Source organism: Vibrio sp. 10N.222.49.C12, assembly GCF_041475025.1.
Taxonomy (GTDB): Bacteria; Pseudomonadota; Gammaproteobacteria; order Enterobacterales; family Vibrionaceae; genus Vibrio; species Vibrio crassostreae_C.
On the sequence record NZ_JBFRVF010000048.1, the window covers coordinates 19,852 to 42,170 of the forward strand.

A 22,319-nucleotide genomic window follows, 5' to 3' on the forward strand; every position below is an offset into this window, starting at 1 on the left:
AAAGCCGCCATGTGCGGCTTTTGTTGATCTTGAGTTCGGCGATATTTACACGTAATATTCCGCATTATTACTCGTGTCTGTTGACCGAACACGCTTTTTATCGACATTTCGCCAATTTGCGAGAGTCTAGCCTTTTGGAGCTAATCATGAACATCAATTCTGATGCAAAACTAAAAGACCTCTTAGAGTTCCCTTGTTCATTCACTTACAAAGTAATGGGCCACGCTAAGCCAGAACTGACTGAGCTAGTACTAGAAGTGATCCAGCGTCATGCTCCTGGTGACTACAGCCCAACGCTAAAACCAAGTGCGAAAGGTAACTACCACTCTGTTTCTATCAATATTACTGCGACTTCAATTGAGCAAGTAGAAACTCTTTATAAAGAACTGGGCGAGATCGAAATCGTTCGTATGGTTCTGTAATCTCCGATTACACATGAAAAACAGCGGCTTATTGCCGCTGTTTTTGTTTAAAGCACCCTATCTAGCTCAAATTCATTCAACTTAATTTTCAATAAATACAAAGAAAGTTGAAAAACCTTGCAGTCCGTCTGTAGTTAGAATCATGTTTCGCGTTTATAATGCGTTCACTTTATTAATCCTTGAGGGAGTGCAGCTTTGCAAAATAAGCTAATCGTAAAAAAATTAGGCCGTCAGGATTACGAACCTGTATGGAAAGCCATGCATAAGTTCACAGACGAACGCACGGAAGAAGACGTAGACCAAGTTTGGTTGGTTGAACACAACCCTGTCTTCACTCAAGGACAAGCAGGCAAAGCTGAGCATGTATTAAATGCTGGTGATATCCCTGTAATACAAAGCGATCGCGGTGGCCAAGTGACTTATCACGGCCCAGGCCAATTAGTGGCTTACTTTCTGATTAACATCCGCCGCAAGAAATTCGGAGTACGTGATTTGGTGACTCATATCGAGAACCTCGTAATCAATACTCTGAAAGCTTACAATATAGATTCAGCTGCCCGACCTGACGCTCCTGGTGTTTATGTCGATGGCAAGAAAATCTGTTCACTCGGATTACGTATTCGACGTGGCTGCTCGTTCCACGGGCTAGCACTCAACGTCGATATGGACCTGTCTCCATTCCTACGTATTAACCCATGTGGTTACCAAGGTATGGAAATGGCGCAGGTAAGCCAACTCGGCGGACCAAGTGAACTAGAAAACGTTGAGCAACAGTTAATACAAGAGCTCGTAGAGCTACTCGGCTATGACCAAGTAGACATTCAAGCCACCAGTAACATTACAGCAGAAGCATAAAATCATGAGCAAACCAATCCAAATGGAAAAAGGCGTTAAATATCGTGACGCTGACAAAATGGCATTAATTCCCGTAAAGAATATGCCTGCTGAACAGAAAGAAGTTCTACGTAAGCCTGAATGGATGAAGATTAAACTTCCTTCAGACAGCCATCGTATTCAAGAAATCAAATCAGCAATGCGTAAAAACAACCTGCACTCAGTTTGTGAAGAAGCGTCTTGCCCTAACCTAGCCGAGTGTTTCAACCACGGTACGGCAACGTTTATGATTCTTGGCGCTATCTGTACTCGTCGCTGCCCGTTCTGTGATGTTGCCCATGGTCGTCCTGTTGCTCCTGAAGCTGAAGAGCCGAAGAAACTGGCTAAAACAATTCAAGACATGAAACTGAAGTACGTTGTAATCACTTCAGTTGACCGTGATGACTTGCGTGACGGCGGTGCTCAGCACTTTGCTGACTGTAACCGTGAGATTCGCGAACTCAACCCAAATATTCGTATCGAAACACTGGTTCCAGACTTCCGCGGTCGTATGGACGTTGCGCTTGACCTAATGAAAGACAACCCGCCAGATGTTTTCAACCACAACCTAGAGACAGCGCCACGTCTATACCGTAAAGCGCGTCCAGGTGCGAACTACAAGTGGTCTCTTGATCTACTGAAGAAATTCAAAGAGCAGCACCCTGATATCCCAACAAAATCAGGTGTGATGATGGGTCTTGGCGAGACAAAAGAAGAGATCGTTCAAGTACTGAAAGACCTTCGCGAACATGGTGTGACTATGCTGACACTAGGTCAATACCTAGCACCAAGCCGTCACCACTTACCAGTAGAACGCTACGTGCCGCCTTCTGAGTTCGATGAGCTGAAAGAGATTGCTCTAGAGCTAGGCTTTACTCACGCAGCGTGTGGCCCGTTTGTACGTTCTTCTTACCATGCGGACTTGCAAGCTCAAGGTATGGAAATTAAGTAATCACGATTGCTTAACGAACAATGCAAAGGCGCTGAATATTATGTTCAGCGCCTTTTTTCTATCTTGTTCGTGCCGCTATAGCTTTATATTTCGTGCCACTAAGCTTTATATAAAAACAACAAAGCCACTCTTTATGAGTGGCTTTGTACTTAATATTTCAAGTTCAGAGGAGGTAATTTCAAAAAGCCCAGATAGGGTTCTGCATTAACCGAAAGATGCCCAGATAACCGTTGCTACCAAAATTGGGCACACAAACTTCACATACATTGGCCAAACCTTACCAAACCAACCAAGTTGAAAATCAGGACTGCCTTGTTCAAGCTCTTTCACTTTTGAAGCTCGGCTCCATACCCAACCACCAAACACACAGAACATCAGTGCAGCGACTGGTTGAAGATACTGAGTTGCAATCATCGCTACCATGCCAAACATCGCAGCAAAGTTGTAAACAATCACCACACTAAACAGCGCGATAGCACCACCAATCACCCAGCTTGTTGGCGTTCGTCTAGTATTGAAACGCTCACTCACTAGCGCAACCGGGCCTTCAAGCATCGAAATCGAAGAAGTCAGTGCAGCAATCGTTAGTAGTAAAAAGAACACAATCGCAAAGATCTGTCCAAGCACACCTAAACTATCAAACATCAACGGCAAAACCGTGAATACTAGAGTGTCAGAGCTTAATAGTGAGCCGTCTTCAGCGTAGATTTGAACGCCTTTTTGCATCGCAACAAACATTGCTGGCATCACCACTAATCCAGCAATAAAAGCGACAGCAGTATCAACCAGCGTCACGTTCATCGCCATTTTTGGCAGGTTCTCTTTCTTGCTTAAGTAAGAGCCATAAACCAACATTGAGCAACCACCAATGGTGAGTGAGAAGAAACCCTGTCCCATTGCCGCCAGAATCAGTTTTCTATCCCACACTTTCTCAAAGTCTGGGACTAGGTAATGTTTTAGGCCTTCCATCGCACCAGATTGCGTCATGATGTAAACAAACAATAGGCCGAACAATACAAACAGTGCTGGCATTAAACGCGTCGACCACTTCTCGATACCTTGCTTAACACCGCCCTGTACAATAAGAATGGTCAGTACGTAGAACGCAACGGTACCAAAGACATTACGCTCAACGCTGAAGCCTTTAAACCAATCAGCAATCGCTTCTAGGCCGATAAGATCCGCGACCGCACCAATTAGGAAACAGATCAACCAGCCACCAACAATACTGTAAAACGCCAACACTGCGCTTGGTACACTCAGTCCAACCCAACCGACAAACTCACCGACTTTCTTACCCAAAGGGTTTGTCGTCAAAGATCGCATGCTATCAACTGGGTTTGCTTGGCCGTGACGGCCGATAGCCATCTCTACCACCAGCATAGGGAAAGCAACCACGAAGATCATGATCAAATAGACCAAAAGGAAAGCGCCGCCACCGTTGCTGGCAACTTGAGTCGGGAAACCCCAAATATTACCCAAGCCAACCGCTGCACCAGCCGCTGCTAAAATAAAACCTAAACGAGAGCTAAAGTGCTCTCTTGAAGAGGAAGATTGTTGGTCCATATCGCCCGCATTAAAAATCAGTGAACTAGTTGAGAAGTACAGTAATAAAAAGCAATGATAGGCACAACCAATAAATGAACAATTCTCTGATTTTTACAATCAATGCGCTATTTAGAACAACAAAATTAACAAAAAACCAGTCTTATCGTTCAATTATAAGCAACAAAGCGAAGCAGTAGGCTTAAGAAGAAAATGGATTGAATTGAGATAAATACTCGCCGTGTGGTTCCATTTATACAAACAAAAAGAGCACCGACCGGTGCTCTTACTATTCATCACTAGACTCGAATTAAATTGTGAAGACTTGGTAATCTTTTAAGTTCGGAATGATTTCATGCAGTTCTTGCTCTTGTTCTGCCATCTCATCAAGTGAATCACAGAACTCATTCGCTTCCTCCTGTACTTGTTGAGAGTGTTCTTTCATTCGCTCTTCAACTTTCAGCTTTAATTCAGCCATACTGTCAGCCAGTTCAGTCAGGTTTAGGCCACCGTCTTGTTTCATTTTTTCTGACATCGCATTAAAAGCGCTAGAGATAAATTCTTGGTTAAAGATTTCTTTCGCCTTCTCGAAATCTTCAGACCAGCCATTGGCCATCGAATCAAAGCTTTCTGCAGGCAACACTAATTCGCCATCTTTGTAATAACGCGCTTCCAGTTCTGCAAAGTAGGTTTTCATTGATTCTTTTACATTATCAAATGACTCAGGTGAATCCAGGCTAGCCGCGATATCATCAATCACGTCATTGGCTAACGCTAAGCTATCGTTGGCCATTTGTTTCGCTCGAGGTAAGTACTCACTCATGTTTTCGCGATATTTCTCAATCGCCGCTTGTTGGTCGGCATCAAGCTCAACCTTCTCACCATGAATATAGAGGTCGTTGTTATCATCAAAAACGGCCGTATCACCATTCACTTGATGGATTTCGACTTTTTGGTCATCAATTCGTAGTTCATTCTTCAAGTCAACTCGACACTGAGCAGCAAACGTTGGCAAGCTCACAACAGAGATCGCCGCTGTTAACGATGCAATTAATACATTGTTTTTCGTAAATACACGGTTTTTCGTAAATACATTGCTTTTCATAACATCCTCTCATCAATCTGACAGATTACTATACCCTTGGTATATGCTCCTTTGTCAGAGAAACGTTTTATATCTATTAGTCAGTTAGTTAGTCGATAGAGATAACTTCGTAGCAAAACTGTTTATCTGCGACCTTAAACTCAATCTCATCACCAACTTCTTTACCCATTAGAGCCTGGCCAAAAGGTGCATTTGCCGTCACGATGGCAATCTCATTCTCATTCCACGTGACAGAAAGTCCGCCGACTCTCGGCCCCATAAAAAAGTGTTTATATTGATCATGCTCGTCAATGACCACAACGTAACTGCTCACCGTAACCTTCTCACTATCACGCAACACTAAGTTACGATAACACTGAATATCGTCTTCACACTCTTGTACCCTCACCGCTTGACCATGGGCGAGATACGAAGCTTCTAATGCCAATGTATCGTACTTATGTTCAGGCACAGTCTCTTCATCGGTCGCAGCATCAATCGCACGCTGAGTCGCAGATTGGGCGATACGTAGTCGGGATTCGAGTTGCTCTAAGATTATTTGGCGAAGCTCAGACTTATTCATACTATTGGGGTGCTTTTCTATAGGAGCTACAGAATAGAATTAGGTACAATCAGGTGCAAGACATTTGATTCATCAAGCGACGCTATCATGAATGGGCGCTCGCTTTATCATCAATACGACACTTAATAATTCAGGTAGAACATAAATGATTGAGCAGAAGTTAAAACAAGTATTCGGATTCGACTCACTGCGTAATGGGCAAAAGCAAGTCATTGATAATGTTCTATCTGGTCATTCGACGGCGGCCATATTCCCTACAGGCTCAGGTAAATCTCTGTGTTATCAATTACCAGCATTAGAATTGCCGCACTTAACCTTGGTGATATCACCGCTGTTAGCCTTGATGAAAGACCAACTCGCTTTCCTGCACAGCAAAGGCATTAGCGCAGCTGCAATCGAATCAAGCCAAGACAGACAAACCACCCAACAAGTGATGCAGTCGGTACGTAACGGAAACACCAAGATCCTCATGATCTCCGTCGAGCGCTTGAAGAACGAACGCTTTCGTCAGTTTATCTCCCAAGTGTCGATCTCACTGCTTGTGGTCGATGAAGCGCACTGTATTTCAGAATGGGGACACAACTTCAGACCCGACTACCTGAAGCTTCCTCAATACCAAAAACAGCTCAATATTCCTCAGGTTCTACTACTGACAGCCACTGCGACTACAGCGGTTATCCAAGATATGAAGTCAAAGTTTGAAATTGATGAGGAGCGCGTTGTGGTTACGGGTTTCTATCGTCAAAATCTCGATCTGTCGATTCAACCTTGTGAACAAACCAGTAAGCTAGAAACCTTGTGCAATGTGGTTAACCAAGCTTCTCTCGCTCCGACTATTGTTTATGTCACCCTTCAACAAACGGCAGAGATGGTGGCTCAGCAGCTTCGCAATGCTGGCGTTAATGCAGTGGCTTACCATGCGGGTCTTAAGCCTGAAAATAGAGATGCTATTCAACACCAATTCATGAATGATGACGTGAGCTGTATCGTCGCAACTATCGCGTTTGGTATGGGCGTGGATAAGTCCAACATTCGCCGAGTGATTCACTTTGACTTACCAAAATCGATCGAAAACTACTCACAAGAGATCGGCAGAGCTGGTCGAGATGGGCAAGCGTCTGAATGTATTTTACTGGCTAACAAACACGGTTTAAGCACACTCGAGAACTTCGTTTTTGGTGATACGCCAGACAACATATCGATCCAAGCGGTATTAAAAGAGATCTACGAAAATCAAAACATTGGCGCTTCTGGCTCGAATCAATGGGAGATCATGCTTAATCAACTATCACGTGAATCCAACATTCGTCAGTTACCGCTAAAAACACTACTGGTGTATCTCGAAATTGAAGGTGTGATTGAGCCCAAGTACAGCTACTTCGCAGACTACAAATTTAAGTTCCTTCGTCCGAAACAGCAGATCACAGAGCAATTTCAAAGTGAACGTCGTCAATTTGTCGAAGCGATTTTCCAATGCTCTCCTCAAGCAAGAGTGTGGTGCCAAGTCGACTTCGATGCGCTTTGGACACACTTCCAAGCCGATCGTCAGCGTGTGATTGCGGCTATCGACTACTTCAATGAACAAGGTTGGATTGAACTAGAAAGCAAGCAGATCACCGATGTCTACGCGATCCACAATACTTCTGAAGATATGATGCAACTGTCAGAGCGTCTAACTGAGTTGTTTAAAGCAAAAGAAAACAGCGAGATAAACCGCCTTAACCAAATGCTGAATTTCTTTGAGGCGGATACTTGCCTAAGCTCACGCCTTGCGAGTTATTTTGCCGATGATAAAGCACCAACAAACTGCGGTCACTGCTCTGTATGTCGAGGAGAAGTGGCAATCTTACCAACCGTTGATGTTGAACCTATCGATGATGAGACGGTGATGACATGGATACATGAGTTTATTTCGGCTAGCCAACAACTGATTACCGACGAGGCAATTACTCGCTTCTTATGTGGAATCGCCACCCCACTTTCAACCAAGCTTAAAGCCAGCAAAATGGTCGGTTACGGCAAGCTAGAGCAGCAACCGTTCAGTGATACCTTAGCGCGAGTAAAACAACTTCCTATGTAATTCTTACTTATAAAAAACCGACTAGGCTATGAAGCGTAGTCGGTATTCATCTCACTCATTATCTTTAAAAGAAGCTCAACTGACGCATTTGGTCTTTAGGTTGCAGCATTACGCTTAAACCAAGCAGGCGTATCTCTCGCCCCTGTTGTCTTTTCAGTATTTCACTAAGCAGCTCTTTGAAGTGTTCACGATCGAGAGAGGCGTGGATGTGCTCAATCGTGGTTTGTTGAAAATCGGCGAACTTGAGCTTAATGCCCTGCTTGATGATCGCTTTGCTTGGACTAGCCTTTTCTAAGCGAGTCTCGAGTTCAGGAAATAGCTTGTCTTCGATTACCTGCCAACATTCAGCGTAAGTTGAAATATTTTGAGTGAAGGTGCGTTCTACGCCTACCGATTTTCGCTCGCGCTCGATGATAACTTCTCGATCATCAATGCCATGACTGCGCTTCCAGAGTGATGCACCTTGACGGCCAAACTTGAGTAGCAGGTCTCGATAGTCAGACTCTTTAATATCCTTACAAGTAAAGAAACCTGCTTGATGCAGCTTTTCAATGCTCACCTTGCCAACACCGGGAATCTTTTCAAGTGGTAGCTCATCGATCACTGATTGCACGTCTTGTGGAGGGATAACAAACTGACCATTGGGCTTATTCAGATCCGAGGCCACTTTCGCCAAGAATTTAATCGGTGCAATTCCTGCAGAAGCTGTCAGGTTCAGTTCGTTCCAGATATCACGGCGAATAGACTCGGCAATAAGTGTTGCTGAACCATGACACCGCTTAGAATCGGTGACATCAAGGAAAGCTTCATCCAAAGAAAGAGGTTCAATGATTGATGTGTATCGAGAGAAGATTTCGCGGATCTTTTTAGATATCTCGACATAGACCGACATTCTTCCCGGCACAACCAATAGATTAGGACAAAGCTGCAGGGCTTTTCCGGTCGGCATTGCAGAGCGAACACCAAACTTGCGGGCTTCGTAATTACAGGTACTCAAAACACCGCGTTGCTTTTCATGCCCACCAACAGCTAACGGGCGATTTCGGTAAGCAGGGTTATCACGCATTTCTACAGCAGCGTAAAAACAATCCATATCAACATGAATTATTTTTCTTACTTTCTCTTCACCCGCACTACACATCTAGGAATCACTCGACCTTACAACTGTATCTATAAACAGTATAATCCAATTATTATCAGATTTAAAACGATCTCGAGTCCAGCTAAAGAGGTTTCTCTTCAATAGCCATGAGCTCTTCTGATACTATTGTTAACGAGTATTTAGTCTATAAGTAGGGATCGCTTGTGAGTGAAAAAATACTAGTAGTGGAAGATAGCCGAGCATTTCGCAACTACCTGTACCAACAGCTGAAAAATAGCGGTTATGAGGTAGCAGTTGCTGAATCGATTGCAGAAGCAAAAAACATCTTGGAACAAGAGACGGATTTCTTGTGTGCCGTATTAGATTACTGCTTACCTGACGGGCAAGACGGTGAGATCATTGATCTCGTCTTAGGCTATCAACAGAAAATCATTGTCCTGACCGGGATGTTCGACACTCAACTGCGAGAGCAAGTCCTAGCCAAAGGCGTTATCGATTACATACTTAAAGACAGTATGTCATCAGTAAGCTACCTACTTCCCCTGGTTCAAAGAATTTCGAATAATCGCCATCACAAAGCATTGGTTGTCGATGATTCAGCGGTCGTTCGCCGTTACATAGCTCAACTTCTAGAACACCAATATATCCAAACTATCCAAGCCGAAGATGGCGAACAAGCATTAAAGCTCCTTCATAACGATCCCGATATTACGTTCGTTGTTACAGACCATGATATGCCGAAGAAAGACGGTATAGCGATGATCCGTGAGATACGACGCGATCACGACAGAAACCAGTTGGCTATTCTAGGGTTATCAGGCAGCGATGATCGCACCATGACAGCTCGATTCCTTAAAGCGGGGGCTAACGACTTCCTTTACAAGCCTTTTAACCAAGAAGAATTTTTTTGCCGTATCCATCAACTGCTTGATATGAAAGAAGCGGCCAACGAGCTATTTCGACATGCCAACGAGGATGCTCTTACTGGCTTATGGAACCGTCGTTACCTGTTCAATCAAACATGTAAAGGTTGTGAGCAGCGCAGTATAGCCATGATGGATATCGACTTCTTCAAGAAAGTGAACGACACCTACGGTCACGATGGTGGTGATGCAGTCCTCGTGGAAGTCGGCAAGATCATCAAAGACCATTTTAAAGATGATGTTGCTGTACGCTTCGGTGGCGAAGAATTTTGTATTCAGTCGTGTGGTTCGTTTGAGAGCTTTGTTGACAACTTAGAGTCCATGAGAGAAGCCATTGAAAGCCATGTTGTTGAGCATGACTCTCAAAGAATCAAGGTCAGTATCAGTATCGGCGTAACCGATTTAGACGCGAAGCTAGATGAGCAGATCAAAGCCGCTGATGAGCTTCTTTATACGGCAAAAGAGCAAGGTAGAAACCAACTAGTGTTTGCGCGTAACAGCATGCAAATCGAACAATAGTCATTCGCCTCTGTTTCCATTTTTGCTATACCAAGATTAATTGCTAGACCTCAAAACTAAAAAAGCTCAAGACGATAATCTTGAGCTTTTCAATTTGAGGGCATAGATAACTCTATCCCCTATGACTGTCACCAATTAAGCGATACGGTCTTTACTCCAAGCCGCTTCTTTTTGTTGACGCTCAGCCAGCTTCTCTTCACGGTAAGCTTCACGTGCTTCACGCTTCTTACGCGCGTCACAAGGTTCAGGGCAGTTACATACTTTATCAATACCAACAGCACCCAAACCGCCACAGCTACCTTTCACAACTTTCTTTTGGATAATGTAGCCAATTGACATCGCTGCGATTACTGCAAGAAAAACACCAAATGTAATCAGAAATGTATTCATAATTATCTCGCTTACCTTATTTACCTAAGTATGGCTTAAATGCTTCAGAAGCAATTTCTTTAAAGCCATCTGCTGTTTTTACCACCATGAACACTGGGATGTTATGTTGGTTTGCGACTTCCATTCCTTTTTCCTCACCTAAGACCATAAGGCCCGTAGATAAGCCGTCTGCAGTCATTGAAGACGGGTTTAAAACAGTCACAGAAACCACTTTATGGTGAAGAGGCTTTCCTGTTTCAGGGTTGATGATGTGTGAGTAACGAACACCATCACGTTCAAAATAGTTACGGTAATCACCAGAGGTTGCGATAGCCATATCACCCGGCTCGATGATCTCTTGGATATTACGCTCATCAACGCTTGGTTTCTCAATCGCGATACGCCAGCCCACGTTCTCGCGGTTTAAACCTTTCAGACGAATTTCGCCACCGACTTCAACCATGTAGTTGTGAATACCGATAGAATCAAGGTAGTCAGCGACGACGTCAACACCCCAACCTTTTGCAATCGTGGATAGATCGACATACAGGTTAGGTAGGTCTTTCTTCAACATGTTGCCTTGAACACTAAGATGATGGATACCAATCTTAGCCTTGCGAGCCGCCAGCTCTTCATCTGATGGCACAACTTCAGGACGAGCTTCAGGACCAAAACCCCATAAGTTAACTAACGGACCAACCGTTACATCCAGAGCTCCTTCAGTAAGACCGTTCAAACGAATCGCTTCTTTCACAACCGTCGCTGTTTGCTCAGATACTTCGAACGCATCCGCACCTTTATGCTGGTTGAAACGGCTTAATTCGGAATCTTCACGGTAAGTCGACATCTGGTCGTTTACTTCTTCAAGTAGACGATCGATCTCTGTATGAACTTCATTAGACTCAGGAAATTCATCACCATTGATGTATTTAATATTGTAACTCGTGCCCATCGTTGGGCCACTCAAATGCACTTGCTCTCTTGACTGCTCACAGCCCGCAAGAAAAATCAAAGAAGTTAATGCAACAAGCCAAATTCTCACTTGCTTACTCCTGTCTAATGTTGAGGATTTATATAAGGAAAAATAAGAGTAAAAAATAGGTATTTTGAATGCCTTACTCTTTCTTATATAAGCCAGTATGTTGTCAAAAGCTGTCTTAGAAAAACAAATGGCTGACTCGTAGGAGTCAGCCATAATATCAATCACTTAAGTGGATTAACCACCGAAGTCATCTAGTAGGATGTTTTCATCTTCTACACCAAGATCTTTCAGCATGCCGATAACAGCAGCGTTCATCATCGGTGGACCACACATGTAGTACTCACAATCTTCAGGAGCTTCGTGATCCTTCAGGTAGTTTTCGTACAGTACGTTGTGGATGAAACCAGTGTAACCGTCCCAGTTGTCCTCTGGTTGAGGATCAGACAGTGCACAGTGCCACACGAAGTTTTCGTTTGCAGCCGCTAGGCCATCGAAATCTTCAATGTAGAACATCTCACGCTTAGAACGCGCGCCATACCAGTAAGACATCTTACGAGTAGACTTAAGACGCTTAAGTTGGTCGAAGATATGAGAACGCATAGGCGCCATACCTGCACCACCACCGATGAATACCATTTCATTGTCTGTGTCTTTAGCAAAGAACTCACCAAATGGACCAGAAATAGTACATTTGTCGCCTTCTTTAAGAGACCAGATGTATGAAGACATAACACCAGGAGCTACGTCAGGGTTGTTTGGCGGCGGAGTTGCGATACGCACGTTAAGCTTGATGATGCCTTTCTCTTCTGGGTATGAAGCCATAGAGTAAGCACGGATCGAATGCTCTTTAACGATAGACTCATAACGGAACAAGTTGAACTTATCCCAGTCACCACGGTATTCCTCAGGAATATCGTAATCTGCGTATTTCACGTGATGTGGTTCAGCTTCAATCTGAATGTAACCACCCGCGCGGAACGGAACTTCTTCACCTTCAGGGATCGCTAGAGCAAGTTCTTTGATGAAAGTAGCTTCGTTGTTATTCGAGATAACAGTACATTCCCACTTTTTAACACCAAAGATATCTTCGTCTAGTTCAATCTCCATGTCAGTTTTCATAGCAACTTGACATGCAAGACGTTCGCCTTCGCGAGCTTCGCCTTTTGTGATGTGATCAAGTTCAGTTGGTAGGATGTCGCCACCGCCAGACTTAACTTTTACACGACACTGACCACAAGAGCCACCGCCACCACAAGCAGAAGATACGAAGATACCAGCGCCAGCTAGGGCACCAAGTAGCTTGCTACCAGGTTGAGTAACGATCGCCTTTTCAGGGTCGCCGTTTACTGAAATAGTGATGTCACCTGATGGTACTAACTTAGACTTAGCGAAAAGAATCACTAGTACTAGAGCCAGTACAATAATGGTAAACATCGCTACGCCAAGAATAATACTAAACATTTGTTATTCCTTATTACTGGGTGCTTACCCTACAGTTGAACACCAGAGAAAGACATAAAGCCTAACGCCATCAGACCAACAGTAATGAACGTGATACCAAGGCCACGAAGACCTGGAGGTACGTCAGAGTACTTCATCTTCTCACGGATACCCGCAAGAGCAACGATAGCTAACATCCAACCCACACCAGAACCGAAGCCGTAAACAACAGATTCAGCAAAGTTGTAGTCACGAGTTACCATGAAAGATACACCACCAAAGATTGCACAGTTAACTGTGATCAGTGGAAGGAAGATACCTAGTGCGTTGTACAAAGGTGGGAAGAAACGGTCTAGAACCATCTCTAGGATTTGTACAAGTGCCGCGATAACACCGATGAATGCGATGAAGTTAAGGAAACTTAAATCGACACCTTCAACAAGCGCGTTTTCTTTCAGGATGTGTGTGTAAACAAGGTTGTTTACAGGAACAGCGATTGTAAGTACTACAACTACCGCAACACCAAGACCAAAAGAAGTTTTAACTTTCTTAGATACCGCTAGGAATGTACACATACCTAGGAAGAAAGAAAGCGCCATGTTTTCGATGAAAATCGATTTAACTAGCAGACTAATATAATGTTCCATGACTACCTTACCCCTTCGCTTCTACTTGTTCTGGTTTGAACACACGAATTGCCCAAATCAAGAAACCAATTAGGAAGAATGCAGAAGGTGCTAGAAGCATCAAGCCGTTTGGCTGATACCAACCACCGTTGCTCACTAGAGGTAGTACTTCCATACCAAATAGTTTGCCAGAGCCTAGAAGCTCTCGGAAGAAACCAACAGTGATAAGAACGAAACCGTAACCAAGACCGTTACCAAGACCATCGATTAGAGATGGGATTGGCGCAGACTTCATTGCGAATGCTTCAGCACGCCCCATTACAATACAGTTAGTAATGATTAGGCCTACGAATACAGATAGCTGCTTAGAGATATCGTATAGGTATGCTTTAAGCACTTGGTCTACCACGATTACTAGTGATGCGATAATTGCCATCTGAACGATGATACGCACACTGTTAGGAATGTGGTTACGGATCAAAGAAACGAAGAAGTTAGACAGAGCAGTAACGAACATTACCGCGATAGTCATAACAAATGCTGTTTCTAGCTTAGTGGTTACCGCAAGAGCAGAACACACACCAAGAACCTGTAGCGCGATTGGGTTGTTGTCCAACACCGGCGCTAAGATGCTCTTTTTAATTTCTTTTGCACTAGACATTAGTTCAGACCTCCGTCACGAACTTTTGCTAGGAACGGACCAAAGCCCATATCACCTAACCAGAAGTCAAATGTATGTTGAACACCAACGCTAGTCAGTGTTGCACCAGAAAGGCCATCTACACCGTGCTCAGAACCTTGAGGAGCGCCACCTTTAACAACCTGAATAGCAGGTTTGTGGTTTTCGTCGAATAATTTCTTACCAACGAATTGAGCGCGCCAAGATGGGTTCTCAACTTCACCACCAAGTCCAGGAGTTTCACCTTGCTCGTAGTAAGTGATACCAGAAACTGTGTTGCCATCAGTTTCTACCGCAACGAATGCGTACATCATTGACCATAGACCGTTACCGTGAACAGGGATGATAACTTTAGAAGTTTCAGCGCCATCTTTCACAAGGTATACAGTACCCGTGTTAGCACGACGAAGGATCTTAGCGATGTCATCTTCAGCTGAAAGCTTGATTGACTGAGCTGGATCTTTTGCCGCTTTACGTTGGTCGTATGCAGCAGCATCGCCGTCAACGAAATCGCCAGTAGCGAAATCAACTAGACGAGGTTCAATGTTCTCTGCGTACAGTTCAGGGATATTACCCGCAAGTTCAATGCCCGCAACTTCAAGGATCTTAGTTTGCTGATCTAGAACCGCGTTAGCTTGTTGCTTAGGTTTAAGAACAACTGCAGCTGTTGAAACGATGATTGAGCACACTAGGCTCAATGCGATAACAACAAACAGCGTCTTTTTAATGCTATCGTTATTACTTGCCATAGCGCGCTAGTCTCCGCTTAATGTTCTTCTCGATTACAACGTGGTCAAACAGAGGAGCAAATAGGTTTGCGAATAGAATCGCAAGCATCATGCCTTCTGGGTATGCAGGGTTAACTACACGAATCATTACACACATTGCGCCGATTAGGATGCCGTACCACCACTTACCTTTGTTGGTAAATGAAGCTGATACTGGGTCAGTCGCCATGAAGAACATACCGAATGCGAAGCCACCTAGAACTAGGTGCCAGTGCCAAGGCATGCTGAACATTGCGTTAGTATCAGAACCGATCACGTTAAACAGCGTAGACACAGCAATCATACCGATCATTACACCAGCAATGATTCGCCATGAAGCGATACGCATGTAAACGATCATCGCAGCACCGATCATAAGTGCTAGAGTCGATACTTCACCGATAGAACCTGGGATGTTACCAATGAATGCGTCCATCCAAGTGATTGCTTCACCAGATGTTACGTTCATTAGTGCGCTACCGCCGCCTTGAGCCCATTGGCTAAGAGCAGTTGCACCAGAGAAACCATCTGCAGCAGTCCAAACTACGTCACCTGAAATCTGTGCAGGGTATGCAAAGAATAGGAACGCACGGCCAGCAAGTGCAGGGTTCAGGAAGTTACGACCCGTACCACCGAAGATCTCTTTAGCGACTACAACACCGAAGGTAATACCTAGTGCTGCTTGCCATAGAGGAAGTGTTGGCGGAACGATAAGCGCGAATAAAATAGAAGTAACAAAGAAACCTTCGTTTACTTCGTGCTTACGCACCATACAGAACAGAACTTCCCAGAAACCACCAACGATGAATACCGTTGCGTAGATAGGTAGGAAGTAAGTCGCACCAAGTAGCATCTTGCTGCCAACACCTGCATCGGCTCCTAAGGAGGCTCCAAGCATTTCGGTTAGCCAGTAGTGCCAGTTACCACTGATAACAGATGCTAGTTCAGCACCTGCATACATATGGTTAAGTGCTGCGATAGCTTGGCCACCCGCGTTGTACATACCCCAGAACATTGCTGGGAATACCGCGAACCAAACCATGATCATGATACGTTTTAAATCAACGCTATCACGAACGTGCGAGCTTTTCTTTGTAATAAGACCTGGCGTGTAGAACACTGTCGCTGCTGCTTCGTAAAGCGCAAACCACTTCTCGTGTTTACCACCTGGCTCAAAATGATGCTCGATGTCTTCAAGAAACTTTTTAAGGCCCATGAAAATTACCCTTCCTTCTCAATCGTATCTAGGCATTCACGAAGTAGTTGACCGTACTCGTACTTACCTGGACATACAAAGGTACACAATGCTACATCTTCTTCGTCTAGCTCTAGCGCACCTAGTGCTTGAGCACTATCAATGTCGCCTGCACATAGATCACGAAGCAGCAATGTAGGTTCCATATCTAGAGGCATTACGCGCTCGTAGTTACCAATTGGAACCATTGAGCGGTCACTACCGTTTGTTGTCGTTGTCATGTTGAACAACTGACCTTTAAACAGGTGACCAAGGAATGAACGAGTAACAGAGAACTTGTTCTTACCAGGCATAGCCCAGCCGAATAGCTCTTTATCACGACCTTCACGTAGAACAGAAACTTGCTGATGGTAACGACCAAGGAAAGCATGTGGACCTGTTGCTTCAGTACCCGTAAGTACAGAACCAGAAATCACACGAACTTCGCCTGGCATTAACTCGCTGTCTGTCAACTCTTCAAGGCTAGCACCAATTTGAGTACGAACTAGACGTGGGTTGTTCACCACTGGACCAGCCAGAGAAACAACACGCTCAGAGTAAATCTCACCAGTAAGGAAAAGCTTACCGAATGCGATAACATCTTGGTAGTTAATGCTCCACGCTACATTTTGTGCATTTACCGGATATAGGTAATGCATATGCGTGCCTGCAAGACCTGCAGGGTGTGGGCCATCAAAAACATGTTCTTCAACGTTAGACTGAGCTGAACGAGGTAAGCTAGTACCTTTTTTACAAACGTACACTTTACCGTTAGTCAGAGTTGAAAGAAGATCTAAACCAGCAACGAAAGCATCAGACTGCTCGTTAATGATTAATTCTGGCTCAGCTGCTAGCGGATTAGTATCCATAGCAGTAACGAAAATAGCCTGAGTTTCAGAATCAACTGCTGGAACCTTGCTGAACGGACGAGTTCGCAAAGCGGTCCATGCGCCAGACTCAACTAACTGAGCTTTAACCGTTTCACGGTCAAGGCCTACTAGTTGGTTAGCTTCATAGCTATTGAACGTGATTTGCTCATTGCCTGCTACTTCAATCACTACTGATTGAAGAACACGCTTAGCACCACGGTTCACTTCAATAACTTTACCGCTTGCTGGAGAAGTAAATACAACACCTGGGTTCTTTTTATCTGCAAAAAGAACTTGGCCTTTCTTCACTTCATCACCAACGCGAGCATGCATCGTAGGACGCATACCAACGTACTCTTCGCCAAGCAAGGCGACTTTAGTGATGGACTTACCATCATTAATCACCTGGGATGGAGTTCCTGCGATAGGAAGATCCAAACCCTTCTTTATTGTAATCATACGCACTTGCACTACTTTATCGGGAAAAAGATTCTTTTAATTGCGTAAATTCGGGACGTTTTAAAATCGCCCTTAGACACGACATTACAGTGTCCGGTTTTGGTAAATTTGAGATACCAAAATCGCAACATTACATTAATAAACTCATCACAAATATTATGTGAGATTTATCAGGTGCCGTATTCTAGCATTTTTTGACAACTTGATGCCATGACCAATAACTTGAATACGGCCTTTATTTGGTGAGATTTGAAGCATATGGACTCTCAAATATGTATAAATTTGACGAGCCGCACAGATAGATTGGCTTTTGAATCGTGTTTTAAACAAGAGATTAATACTCTGTCACAAACTAATATTTTACGAGTTATGTTGAAACACTGTTAATAAAAACATTACTCATTGTAGGTATTTTTAGTCGTTCAAATTGCCATCAGTTTGAGTGATATAACAACGAAAAACACATAGGTTTGGCGACAAAAAAGGCGGCATCACCACCTTTTGTCAATATGCTCGCTGTGTTACTTGCCACCACCCATACACATAGGGCTGTCTGGCACGTTATCGAGCTGCTTCATCCATTCATCTTTTGTATAAGTGTGAATGGACAGTGCGTGAATATTATTCGCTAGCTCTTCTGAAAGAGCTTTATTTACCGCTCGATGACGAGCAATAAGACGCAAACCTTCAAACACATCGCTGACAACAATCACTTTGAAATGACTCTCAGAACCAGCCGGAACATTGTGCATATAGCTCTCATTAACCACGTTTAAATGACTTGGTGAAAACTCATTGTGCAATTTTGTTTCGATAACTTCTTGGATCATTGTGATTCCTTAATAACGTATTGGCATTATCCGTGGGATGAGTATAAACCCTAAGCGGTCGACTGTCTGAGTATTTGATAGCGAATGGCGTAGGTTTGGTTGAGTTTTTTCTATCTTGTTCAGCCTGCATTTGAGACAATATCTTTGTTATTTCTTACATAAGTATCTCAAGCAATGAAAACCGAACTTACCCTTCACGATAGAACTTTAACCTTACATCGTTTCCCGAAACGTTCAAATGAAACCCTTCAAGCTTGGGATGCGGGCGACGAATACCTGATCAGTCATGTTGAAGAGATGAACCTCGAACCTGGCAAACACATCCTGATCATGAACGACAGCTTCGGTGCCCTATCCGCTTGGTTCTCGAAAGATCATGATGTCACTATGATGAGCGACTCATTTATCTCTCACCGTGGTGCCCTGAAAAACTTGCAGCGCAATCAAAGTAACCGAGTGAACTTCTTGAACACGATGGATAATATCCCACACGGTATCGATCTTGTGATCATGCAGCTGCCAAAAACAAATCGTCACCTAATCTGGCAATTGAGTCAGCTACGCCAAGCATTGCCTGAAGGCTGCCAAGTGATCGGCGTCAACAAGGTAAAAGAGATTCACACCTCTACGCTTAACCTGTTCGAAAAATACCTAGGCGAAACCAAAACATCACTAGCGAAGAAAAAACACCGCTTAGTCTTCTCATCTCCAAACTGCCAGCCAATTCAAACGGTAGAGCCTTTTGTTGAATGGGATGTAGACGGTGAAGATATCCGCCTGAAAAATTTACCAAATGTTTACTCAGGGGAAGCACTCGATCAAGGCGCTCGCTATATGCTAGAGCACATCCCACAAGATCCTGAGCTGCGTCATATCATCGATCTTGGTTGTGGCAACGGTGTATTGAGTGTAAAAGCAGGGCAATTGAACCCACAAGCCCGTATCACCTGTGTGGATGAAAGCTTTATGGCGGTGGAATCGGCGCGCCAAAACGTCAAAGATAACCTTGGTGAAGAAGGCAACTTCCAGTTCATCGCCAACAACTGTTTAGATGGCTTCAAGAAAAACAGCACCTACTTAGTGATGTGTAATCCTCCATTCCATCAGCAACAAGCGATTACGGATCACATTGCGTGGCAAATGTTCTGTGATGCAAAGCATGTTCTAAGCAATGGAGGCAAATTAATTGTTATTGGCAACCGACACCTCGGATACGATGTCAAACTAGCAAGACTATTTGGTGAAGCTAACGTTGAAACGCTTGAACTAAACCAAAAATTTGAGATATTACAAGCAACAAGAGAACCTGCGAATTTTAATAAATAAGCAGAAACGACTTCACAAGAATTTAAGATACCGAGCTTCTGGTGTGAATTTAGAAAGGATAAAGGAATGAAAAAACTGATTTTGGCTGCTTCTATTATGGCTTTGACAGCATGTTCAGCCCCTCAGCAAGAACAGATCAATGTAATGCCAGAAGCTTCACTAAGCTCAAGCAACCTTGTACAAGGCAAAACATACACACTAACCAGTAAAGATGTTCGTGCCGCTCAATATGTTGCATTGGTTGATAGTGGCCGTTCAAACATTCAGCCAATTCACGCTAAGCAAAACATGCGTATTTCTCTAGAAAATGCTGTTGCACAGCAGTTAGAGTCTCAAGGTTTTCGTGCGAGCGTAAACAGTGAAAACTCGATTGTTTTGGAGATTCAAGAAGCACTCGTTACCGTAGAGCACACCATTATGGAAAACAAAATGGACGGTAAAGTAACGCTTGAAGTTACCGCTGAAACGCCTGAAGGCAAACTAGTTAAAACATTCAACGGCACTGCAACACGCACTGGTGCATTGAGTGCATCTAACGACGACATCTCTATGGTTCTTAATGACGTGATCAACTTGGTTCTTACTGAGATCGCTAACGACCAAGAGCTACAAACTTACATGAAGGAACGTTTCTAATGGGTCGTATTTTATCTTCTATCGCATTAATGCTAGTGAGCGTAAGCGTTTGGGCTGGTCCTAAAGTAAACGTGGAAACAACATTAGGCGACTTCACAATTGAGCTAAACCAAGAACAAGCACCGGTTAGCGCGGAGAACTTCCTAAAATACGTTGCAGACGGCAGCTACGAAGGCACTATCTTCCACCGTGTTATCCCTGGTTTCATGGCACAAGGTGGCGGCTTCGATCAAGACATGAATCAACAAGCGACTTATGCTCCTATCAAGAATGAAGGCAGCAACGGCCTGAAGAACGATACAGCAACAATCGCTATGGCTCGTACTAATGCGCCAGATTCTGCAACTCGTCAGTTCTTCATTAACTTCTCTGATAATGATTTCTTGAACGCAAAAGGTGGTAACCCAGGCTACGCTGTATTTGGCAAAGTAACTGAAGGTTTTGATGTTGTTCAAAAGATGGCAACGATTCCAACCAAGCGAATGGGCCGCATGTCAGACATCCCAGTCGACCCAATCGTCATCACTAAAGTGACCCTTCTTAAGTAATCCAATCTAACGCCCTTATTTCTTAAGGGCGTTTTTCTATACAAGGACGCCCTATGTCATCAGGCACTCCCTCTCTTTCTTGGATGCAGACTTTTCGCAGCTACCTAGATAAACGTCTACTTTGGGTGTTTATGCTCGGCTGTTCGAGTGGCTTCCCATGGGTTCTTATTGGATCCAACATGTCTGGTTGGCTAAAAGATGCAGGTTTAACGCGTGCTGCCATTGGCTACTTTGGTAGTGTGTTTGCCGTGTATGCGATTAACTTTTTATGGGCACCATTGGTAGACCGAGTAAAACTGCCGGTGCTTCACGCAATACTCGGCCAGCGACGCAGTTGGATCTTTTTCTGCCAATCCATTGTTTTAATCGGTACCTTATTCATCGCAGGCGTCAATCCCGCAGAGAACTTGGCGTTTACTTCAATGTTGGCGCTCGCTATTGCCATTGCCTCAGCCACGCAAGACATCGCGATTGATGCATTTCGTATTGATACCTTCCCAAAATCCGAAGCATCAAAACTGCCGCAAGCTTCTGCAATGGCCGTAATTGGTTGGTGGACGGGGTATTCTCTACCAGGCTACCTTGCCTTTATTAACGCAGACTCAATCGGTTGGAATGGCGTGTATTACGGAATGGCAGGCGTCGTTGTCGTACTAATGCTGTTTACTCTTTTTGTCGGAGAGCCAAATACACAACGCGAAGCCCTGCAAGAACAGGCTCAGCAACGCCACAATAAGGTTGTCGGTTCGAAAGTCGTGGCTTGGTTCAGTGTTACCGTGTTAGAACCGTTTTATGACTTCTTCAAACGAAACGGAGTTCAAGTTGCCATCACCCTACTGCTGTTCGTATTCCTATTTAAGATAGGTGAAGCCTTCCTAGGTCGCATGTCGATCACCTTCTATAAAGAGATAGGTTTCAGTAACGAACAGATCGGCCACTATTCGAAGTTAATTGGTTGGGGCGCAACCATATTCTTCACTTTGGTAGGCAGCGTCTTCAATGTAAAATTCGGCATTGTACGCGGACTGATGATTGGCGGTGTTGCCATGGCAGCCAGTAATCTAATGTTTGCATGGATCGCTCAAGCAGGCCCAAGTGAAACACTGTTCTTGGCAACGATTATTGTCGATAACTTCACAACCGCCTTTTCGACAGTGGCATTCGTTTCCTTCTTAACGCTACTAACTGGGCAAGCTTTCTCGGCAACGCAATATGCCTTACTCGCATCCTTAGGTAACTTCGGTCGCACCACACTGGCTTCCTTCAGCGGTGAGTTGGTTGATTACCTCAATGACTGGTCAACCTTCTTTATACTTACTGCTCTCATGGTGATACCAAGTTTGATCATGCTCTATTCGTTGCGCCACTTTTTCACAGATTTACTAGAAAAAGCTAAAACCAACCACGAATAAGAGAAAAAGAAGACCGAATAGAAAGAGGGTAGCTTCACGCTACCCTCTTTACTTTGTCA

At 44.1% G+C, this 22,319-nt stretch carries 22 protein-coding genes; 9 read left to right on the forward strand and 13 right to left on the reverse strand.

Annotated elements, in window-relative coordinates; translation table 11 throughout:
• Window positions 1-143: 143 nt before the first annotated feature.
• The 3 genes from ybeD (at window position 144) to lipA (ending at window position 2,247) form a co-directional block, all read left to right on the forward strand.
• Window positions 144-422 carry a DUF493 family protein YbeD gene (ybeD, locus tag AB4583_RS14840; protein WP_026084358.1) on the forward strand — a complete coding sequence of 93 codons (279 nt, stop codon included), beginning with the start codon at window positions 144-146 and terminating at the stop codon, window positions 420-422.
• Window positions 423-617: 195 nt separating this feature from the next.
• Entirely contained in the window at window positions 618-1,277 is a 660-nt protein-coding gene (lipB, locus tag AB4583_RS14845) for a lipoyl(octanoyl) transferase LipB (RefSeq protein WP_004737632.1), read from the forward strand.
• 4 nt (window positions 1,278-1,281) lie between these two features.
• Window positions 1,282-2,247, forward strand: a complete 966-nt coding sequence (gene lipA / locus AB4583_RS14850) for a lipoyl synthase (protein WP_017064177.1) — start codon at window positions 1,282-1,284, stop codon at window positions 2,245-2,247.
• Window positions 2,248-2,451: 204 nt separating this feature from the next.
• Here lipA and AB4583_RS14855 read toward each other — a convergent pair whose 3' ends face one another.
• The 3 genes from AB4583_RS14855 to AB4583_RS14865 form a co-directional block, all read right to left on the reverse strand.
• A complete protein-coding gene (locus AB4583_RS14855) occupies window positions 2,452-3,813 on the reverse strand; it encodes a sodium-dependent transporter (RefSeq protein WP_372118017.1) in 1,362 nt (453 codons plus the stop codon).
• 289 nt (window positions 3,814-4,102) lie between these two features.
• A complete protein-coding gene (locus AB4583_RS14860) occupies window positions 4,103-4,897 on the reverse strand; it encodes a YggN family protein (RefSeq protein ID WP_372118020.1) in 795 nt (264 codons plus the stop codon).
• Window positions 4,898-4,985: 88 nt separating this feature from the next.
• Complete coding sequence (locus AB4583_RS14865; protein ID WP_372118023.1) at window positions 4,986-5,459, reverse strand: GreA/GreB family elongation factor; 474 nt, start codon at window positions 5,457-5,459, stop codon at window positions 4,986-4,988.
• A 145-nt stretch (window positions 5,460-5,604) separates the two neighbouring features.
• Between AB4583_RS14865 and AB4583_RS14870 the strand changes: the two genes are divergently transcribed.
• On the forward strand, window positions 5,605-7,539 hold the full coding sequence (locus tag AB4583_RS14870) for an ATP-dependent DNA helicase RecQ (RefSeq protein WP_372118026.1): 1,935 nt from the start codon (window positions 5,605-5,607) through the stop codon (window positions 7,537-7,539).
• A gap of 64 nt (window positions 7,540-7,603) precedes the next feature.
• Here the strand turns inward: AB4583_RS14870 and dinB are convergent, their stop codons facing one another.
• Window positions 7,604-8,680 (reverse strand): DNA polymerase IV, encoded by a 1,077-nt coding sequence (gene dinB / locus AB4583_RS14875; RefSeq protein ID WP_017071277.1) that lies wholly within the window; start codon window positions 8,678-8,680, stop codon window positions 7,604-7,606.
• Window positions 8,681-8,844: 164 nt separating this feature from the next.
• Here dinB and AB4583_RS14880 point away from each other — a divergent pair, with 164 nt between their 5' ends.
• Window positions 8,845-10,083: a response regulator gene (locus AB4583_RS14880; RefSeq protein WP_372118029.1), complete on the forward strand. Its 1,239-nt coding sequence runs from the start codon at window positions 8,845-8,847 to the stop codon at window positions 10,081-10,083.
• A 135-nt stretch (window positions 10,084-10,218) separates the two neighbouring features.
• Here the strand turns inward: AB4583_RS14880 and nqrM are convergent, their stop codons facing one another.
• The 9 genes from nqrM to bolA all read right to left on the reverse strand — a co-directional run bounded on the left by nqrM (window position 10,219) and on the right by bolA (window position 18,338).
• Window positions 10,219-10,473, reverse strand: coding sequence for a (Na+)-NQR maturation NqrM (nqrM, locus tag AB4583_RS14885; protein WP_009848378.1), 255 nt, complete (start codon window positions 10,471-10,473; stop codon window positions 10,219-10,221).
• A 16-nt stretch (window positions 10,474-10,489) separates the two neighbouring features.
• Window positions 10,490-11,494, reverse strand: coding sequence for an FAD:protein FMN transferase (locus AB4583_RS14890; RefSeq protein ID WP_372118032.1), 1,005 nt, complete (start codon window positions 11,492-11,494; stop codon window positions 10,490-10,492).
• 174 nt (window positions 11,495-11,668) lie between these two features.
• Entirely contained in the window at window positions 11,669-12,895 is a 1,227-nt protein-coding gene (gene nqrF, locus AB4583_RS14895; RefSeq protein ID WP_017059912.1) for an NADH:ubiquinone reductase (Na(+)-transporting) subunit F, read from the reverse strand.
• Window positions 12,896-12,924: 29 nt separating this feature from the next.
• Window positions 12,925-13,521 (reverse strand): NADH:ubiquinone reductase (Na(+)-transporting) subunit E, encoded by a 597-nt coding sequence (gene nqrE / locus AB4583_RS14900; RefSeq protein ID WP_009848375.1) that lies wholly within the window; start codon window positions 13,519-13,521, stop codon window positions 12,925-12,927.
• Window positions 13,522-13,528: 7 nt separating this feature from the next.
• Entirely contained in the window at window positions 13,529-14,161 is a 633-nt protein-coding gene (locus AB4583_RS14905; protein ID WP_008223083.1) for an NADH:ubiquinone reductase (Na(+)-transporting) subunit D, read from the reverse strand.
• Window positions 14,161-14,928, reverse strand: coding sequence for a Na(+)-translocating NADH-quinone reductase subunit C (locus AB4583_RS14910; RefSeq protein WP_017059911.1), 768 nt, complete (start codon window positions 14,926-14,928; stop codon window positions 14,161-14,163). The genes AB4583_RS14905 and AB4583_RS14910 overlap by 1 nt, the downstream gene beginning before the upstream one ends.
• The gene (locus AB4583_RS14915) at window positions 14,918-16,162 is read right to left on the reverse strand and encodes an NADH:ubiquinone reductase (Na(+)-transporting) subunit B (protein ID WP_017067139.1); all 1,245 of its coding nucleotides are present in this window, start codon (window positions 16,160-16,162) and stop codon (window positions 14,918-14,920) included. The genes AB4583_RS14910 and AB4583_RS14915 overlap by 11 nt, the downstream gene beginning before the upstream one ends.
• Window positions 16,163-16,167: 5 nt before the next feature.
• Window positions 16,168-17,508, reverse strand: coding sequence for a Na(+)-translocating NADH-quinone reductase subunit A (locus AB4583_RS14920; RefSeq protein WP_019823845.1), 1,341 nt, complete (start codon window positions 17,506-17,508; stop codon window positions 16,168-16,170).
• 521 nt (window positions 17,509-18,029) lie between these two features.
• Entirely contained in the window at window positions 18,030-18,338 is a 309-nt protein-coding gene (gene bolA, locus AB4583_RS14925) for a transcriptional regulator BolA (RefSeq protein ID WP_017064186.1), read from the reverse strand.
• 174 nt (window positions 18,339-18,512) lie between these two features.
• On the opposite strand from bolA, the gene AB4583_RS14930 reads away from it, so the two are divergent.
• The 4 genes from AB4583_RS14930 (at window position 18,513) to AB4583_RS14945 (ending at window position 22,260) form a co-directional block, all read left to right on the forward strand.
• Entirely contained in the window at window positions 18,513-19,664 is a 1,152-nt protein-coding gene (locus AB4583_RS14930) for a methyltransferase (protein WP_372118035.1), read from the forward strand.
• Window positions 19,665-19,730: 66 nt separating this feature from the next.
• The gene (locus AB4583_RS14935; RefSeq protein ID WP_017059907.1) at window positions 19,731-20,300 is read left to right on the forward strand and encodes a YajG family lipoprotein; all 570 of its coding nucleotides are present in this window, start codon (window positions 19,731-19,733) and stop codon (window positions 20,298-20,300) included.
• Window positions 20,300-20,848, forward strand: coding sequence for a peptidylprolyl isomerase (locus tag AB4583_RS14940; protein WP_017068517.1), 549 nt, complete (start codon window positions 20,300-20,302; stop codon window positions 20,846-20,848). The genes AB4583_RS14935 and AB4583_RS14940 overlap by 1 nt, the downstream gene beginning before the upstream one ends.
• A gap of 53 nt (window positions 20,849-20,901) precedes the next feature.
• Window positions 20,902-22,260, forward strand: a complete 1,359-nt coding sequence (locus AB4583_RS14945) for an AmpG family muropeptide MFS transporter (RefSeq protein WP_017068518.1) — start codon at window positions 20,902-20,904, stop codon at window positions 22,258-22,260.
• Window positions 22,261-22,319 lie beyond the last annotated feature (59 nt).

Coding starts and splice junctions, on each gene's coding strand:
- lipA (WP_017064177.1), top strand. CDS start 1,282: ATGAGCAAACCAATCCAAATGGAAAAAGGCGTTAAATATCGTGACGCT.
- AB4583_RS14855 (WP_372118017.1), bottom strand. CDS start 3,813: ATGGACCAACAATCTTCCTCTTCAAGAGAGCACTTTAGCTCTCGTTTA.
- AB4583_RS14860 (WP_372118020.1), bottom strand. CDS start 4,897: ATGAAAAGCAATGTATTTACGAAAAACCGTGTATTTACGAAAAACAAT.
- AB4583_RS14865 (WP_372118023.1), bottom strand. CDS start 5,459: ATGAATAAGTCTGAGCTTCGCCAAATAATCTTAGAGCAACTCGAATCC.
- AB4583_RS14870 (WP_372118026.1), top strand. CDS start 5,605: ATGATTGAGCAGAAGTTAAAACAAGTATTCGGATTCGACTCACTGCGT.
- dinB (WP_017071277.1), bottom strand. CDS start 8,680: ATGTGTAGTGCGGGTGAAGAGAAAGTAAGAAAAATAATTCATGTTGAT.
- nqrM (WP_009848378.1), bottom strand. CDS start 10,473: ATGAATACATTTCTGATTACATTTGGTGTTTTTCTTGCAGTAATCGCA.
- nqrF (WP_017059912.1), bottom strand. CDS start 12,895: ATGTTTAGTATTATTCTTGGCGTAGCGATGTTTACCATTATTGTACTG.
- nqrE (WP_009848375.1), bottom strand. CDS start 13,521: ATGGAACATTATATTAGTCTGCTAGTTAAATCGATTTTCATCGAAAAC.
- AB4583_RS14905 (WP_008223083.1), bottom strand. CDS start 14,161: ATGTCTAGTGCAAAAGAAATTAAAAAGAGCATCTTAGCGCCGGTGTTG.
- AB4583_RS14910 (WP_017059911.1), bottom strand. CDS start 14,928: ATGGCAAGTAATAACGATAGCATTAAAAAGACGCTGTTTGTTGTTATC.
- AB4583_RS14915 (WP_017067139.1), bottom strand. CDS start 16,162: ATGGGCCTTAAAAAGTTTCTTGAAGACATCGAGCATCATTTTGAGCCA.
- AB4583_RS14920 (WP_019823845.1), bottom strand. CDS start 17,508: ATGATTACAATAAAGAAGGGTTTGGATCTTCCTATCGCAGGAACTCCA.
- bolA (WP_017064186.1), bottom strand. CDS start 18,338: ATGATCCAAGAAGTTATCGAAACAAAATTGCACAATGAGTTTTCACCA.
- AB4583_RS14930 (WP_372118035.1), top strand. CDS start 18,513: ATGAAAACCGAACTTACCCTTCACGATAGAACTTTAACCTTACATCGT.
- AB4583_RS14935 (WP_017059907.1), top strand. CDS start 19,731: ATGAAAAAACTGATTTTGGCTGCTTCTATTATGGCTTTGACAGCATGT.
- AB4583_RS14940 (WP_017068517.1), top strand. CDS start 20,300: ATGGGTCGTATTTTATCTTCTATCGCATTAATGCTAGTGAGCGTAAGC.
- AB4583_RS14945 (WP_017068518.1), top strand. CDS start 20,902: ATGTCATCAGGCACTCCCTCTCTTTCTTGGATGCAGACTTTTCGCAGC.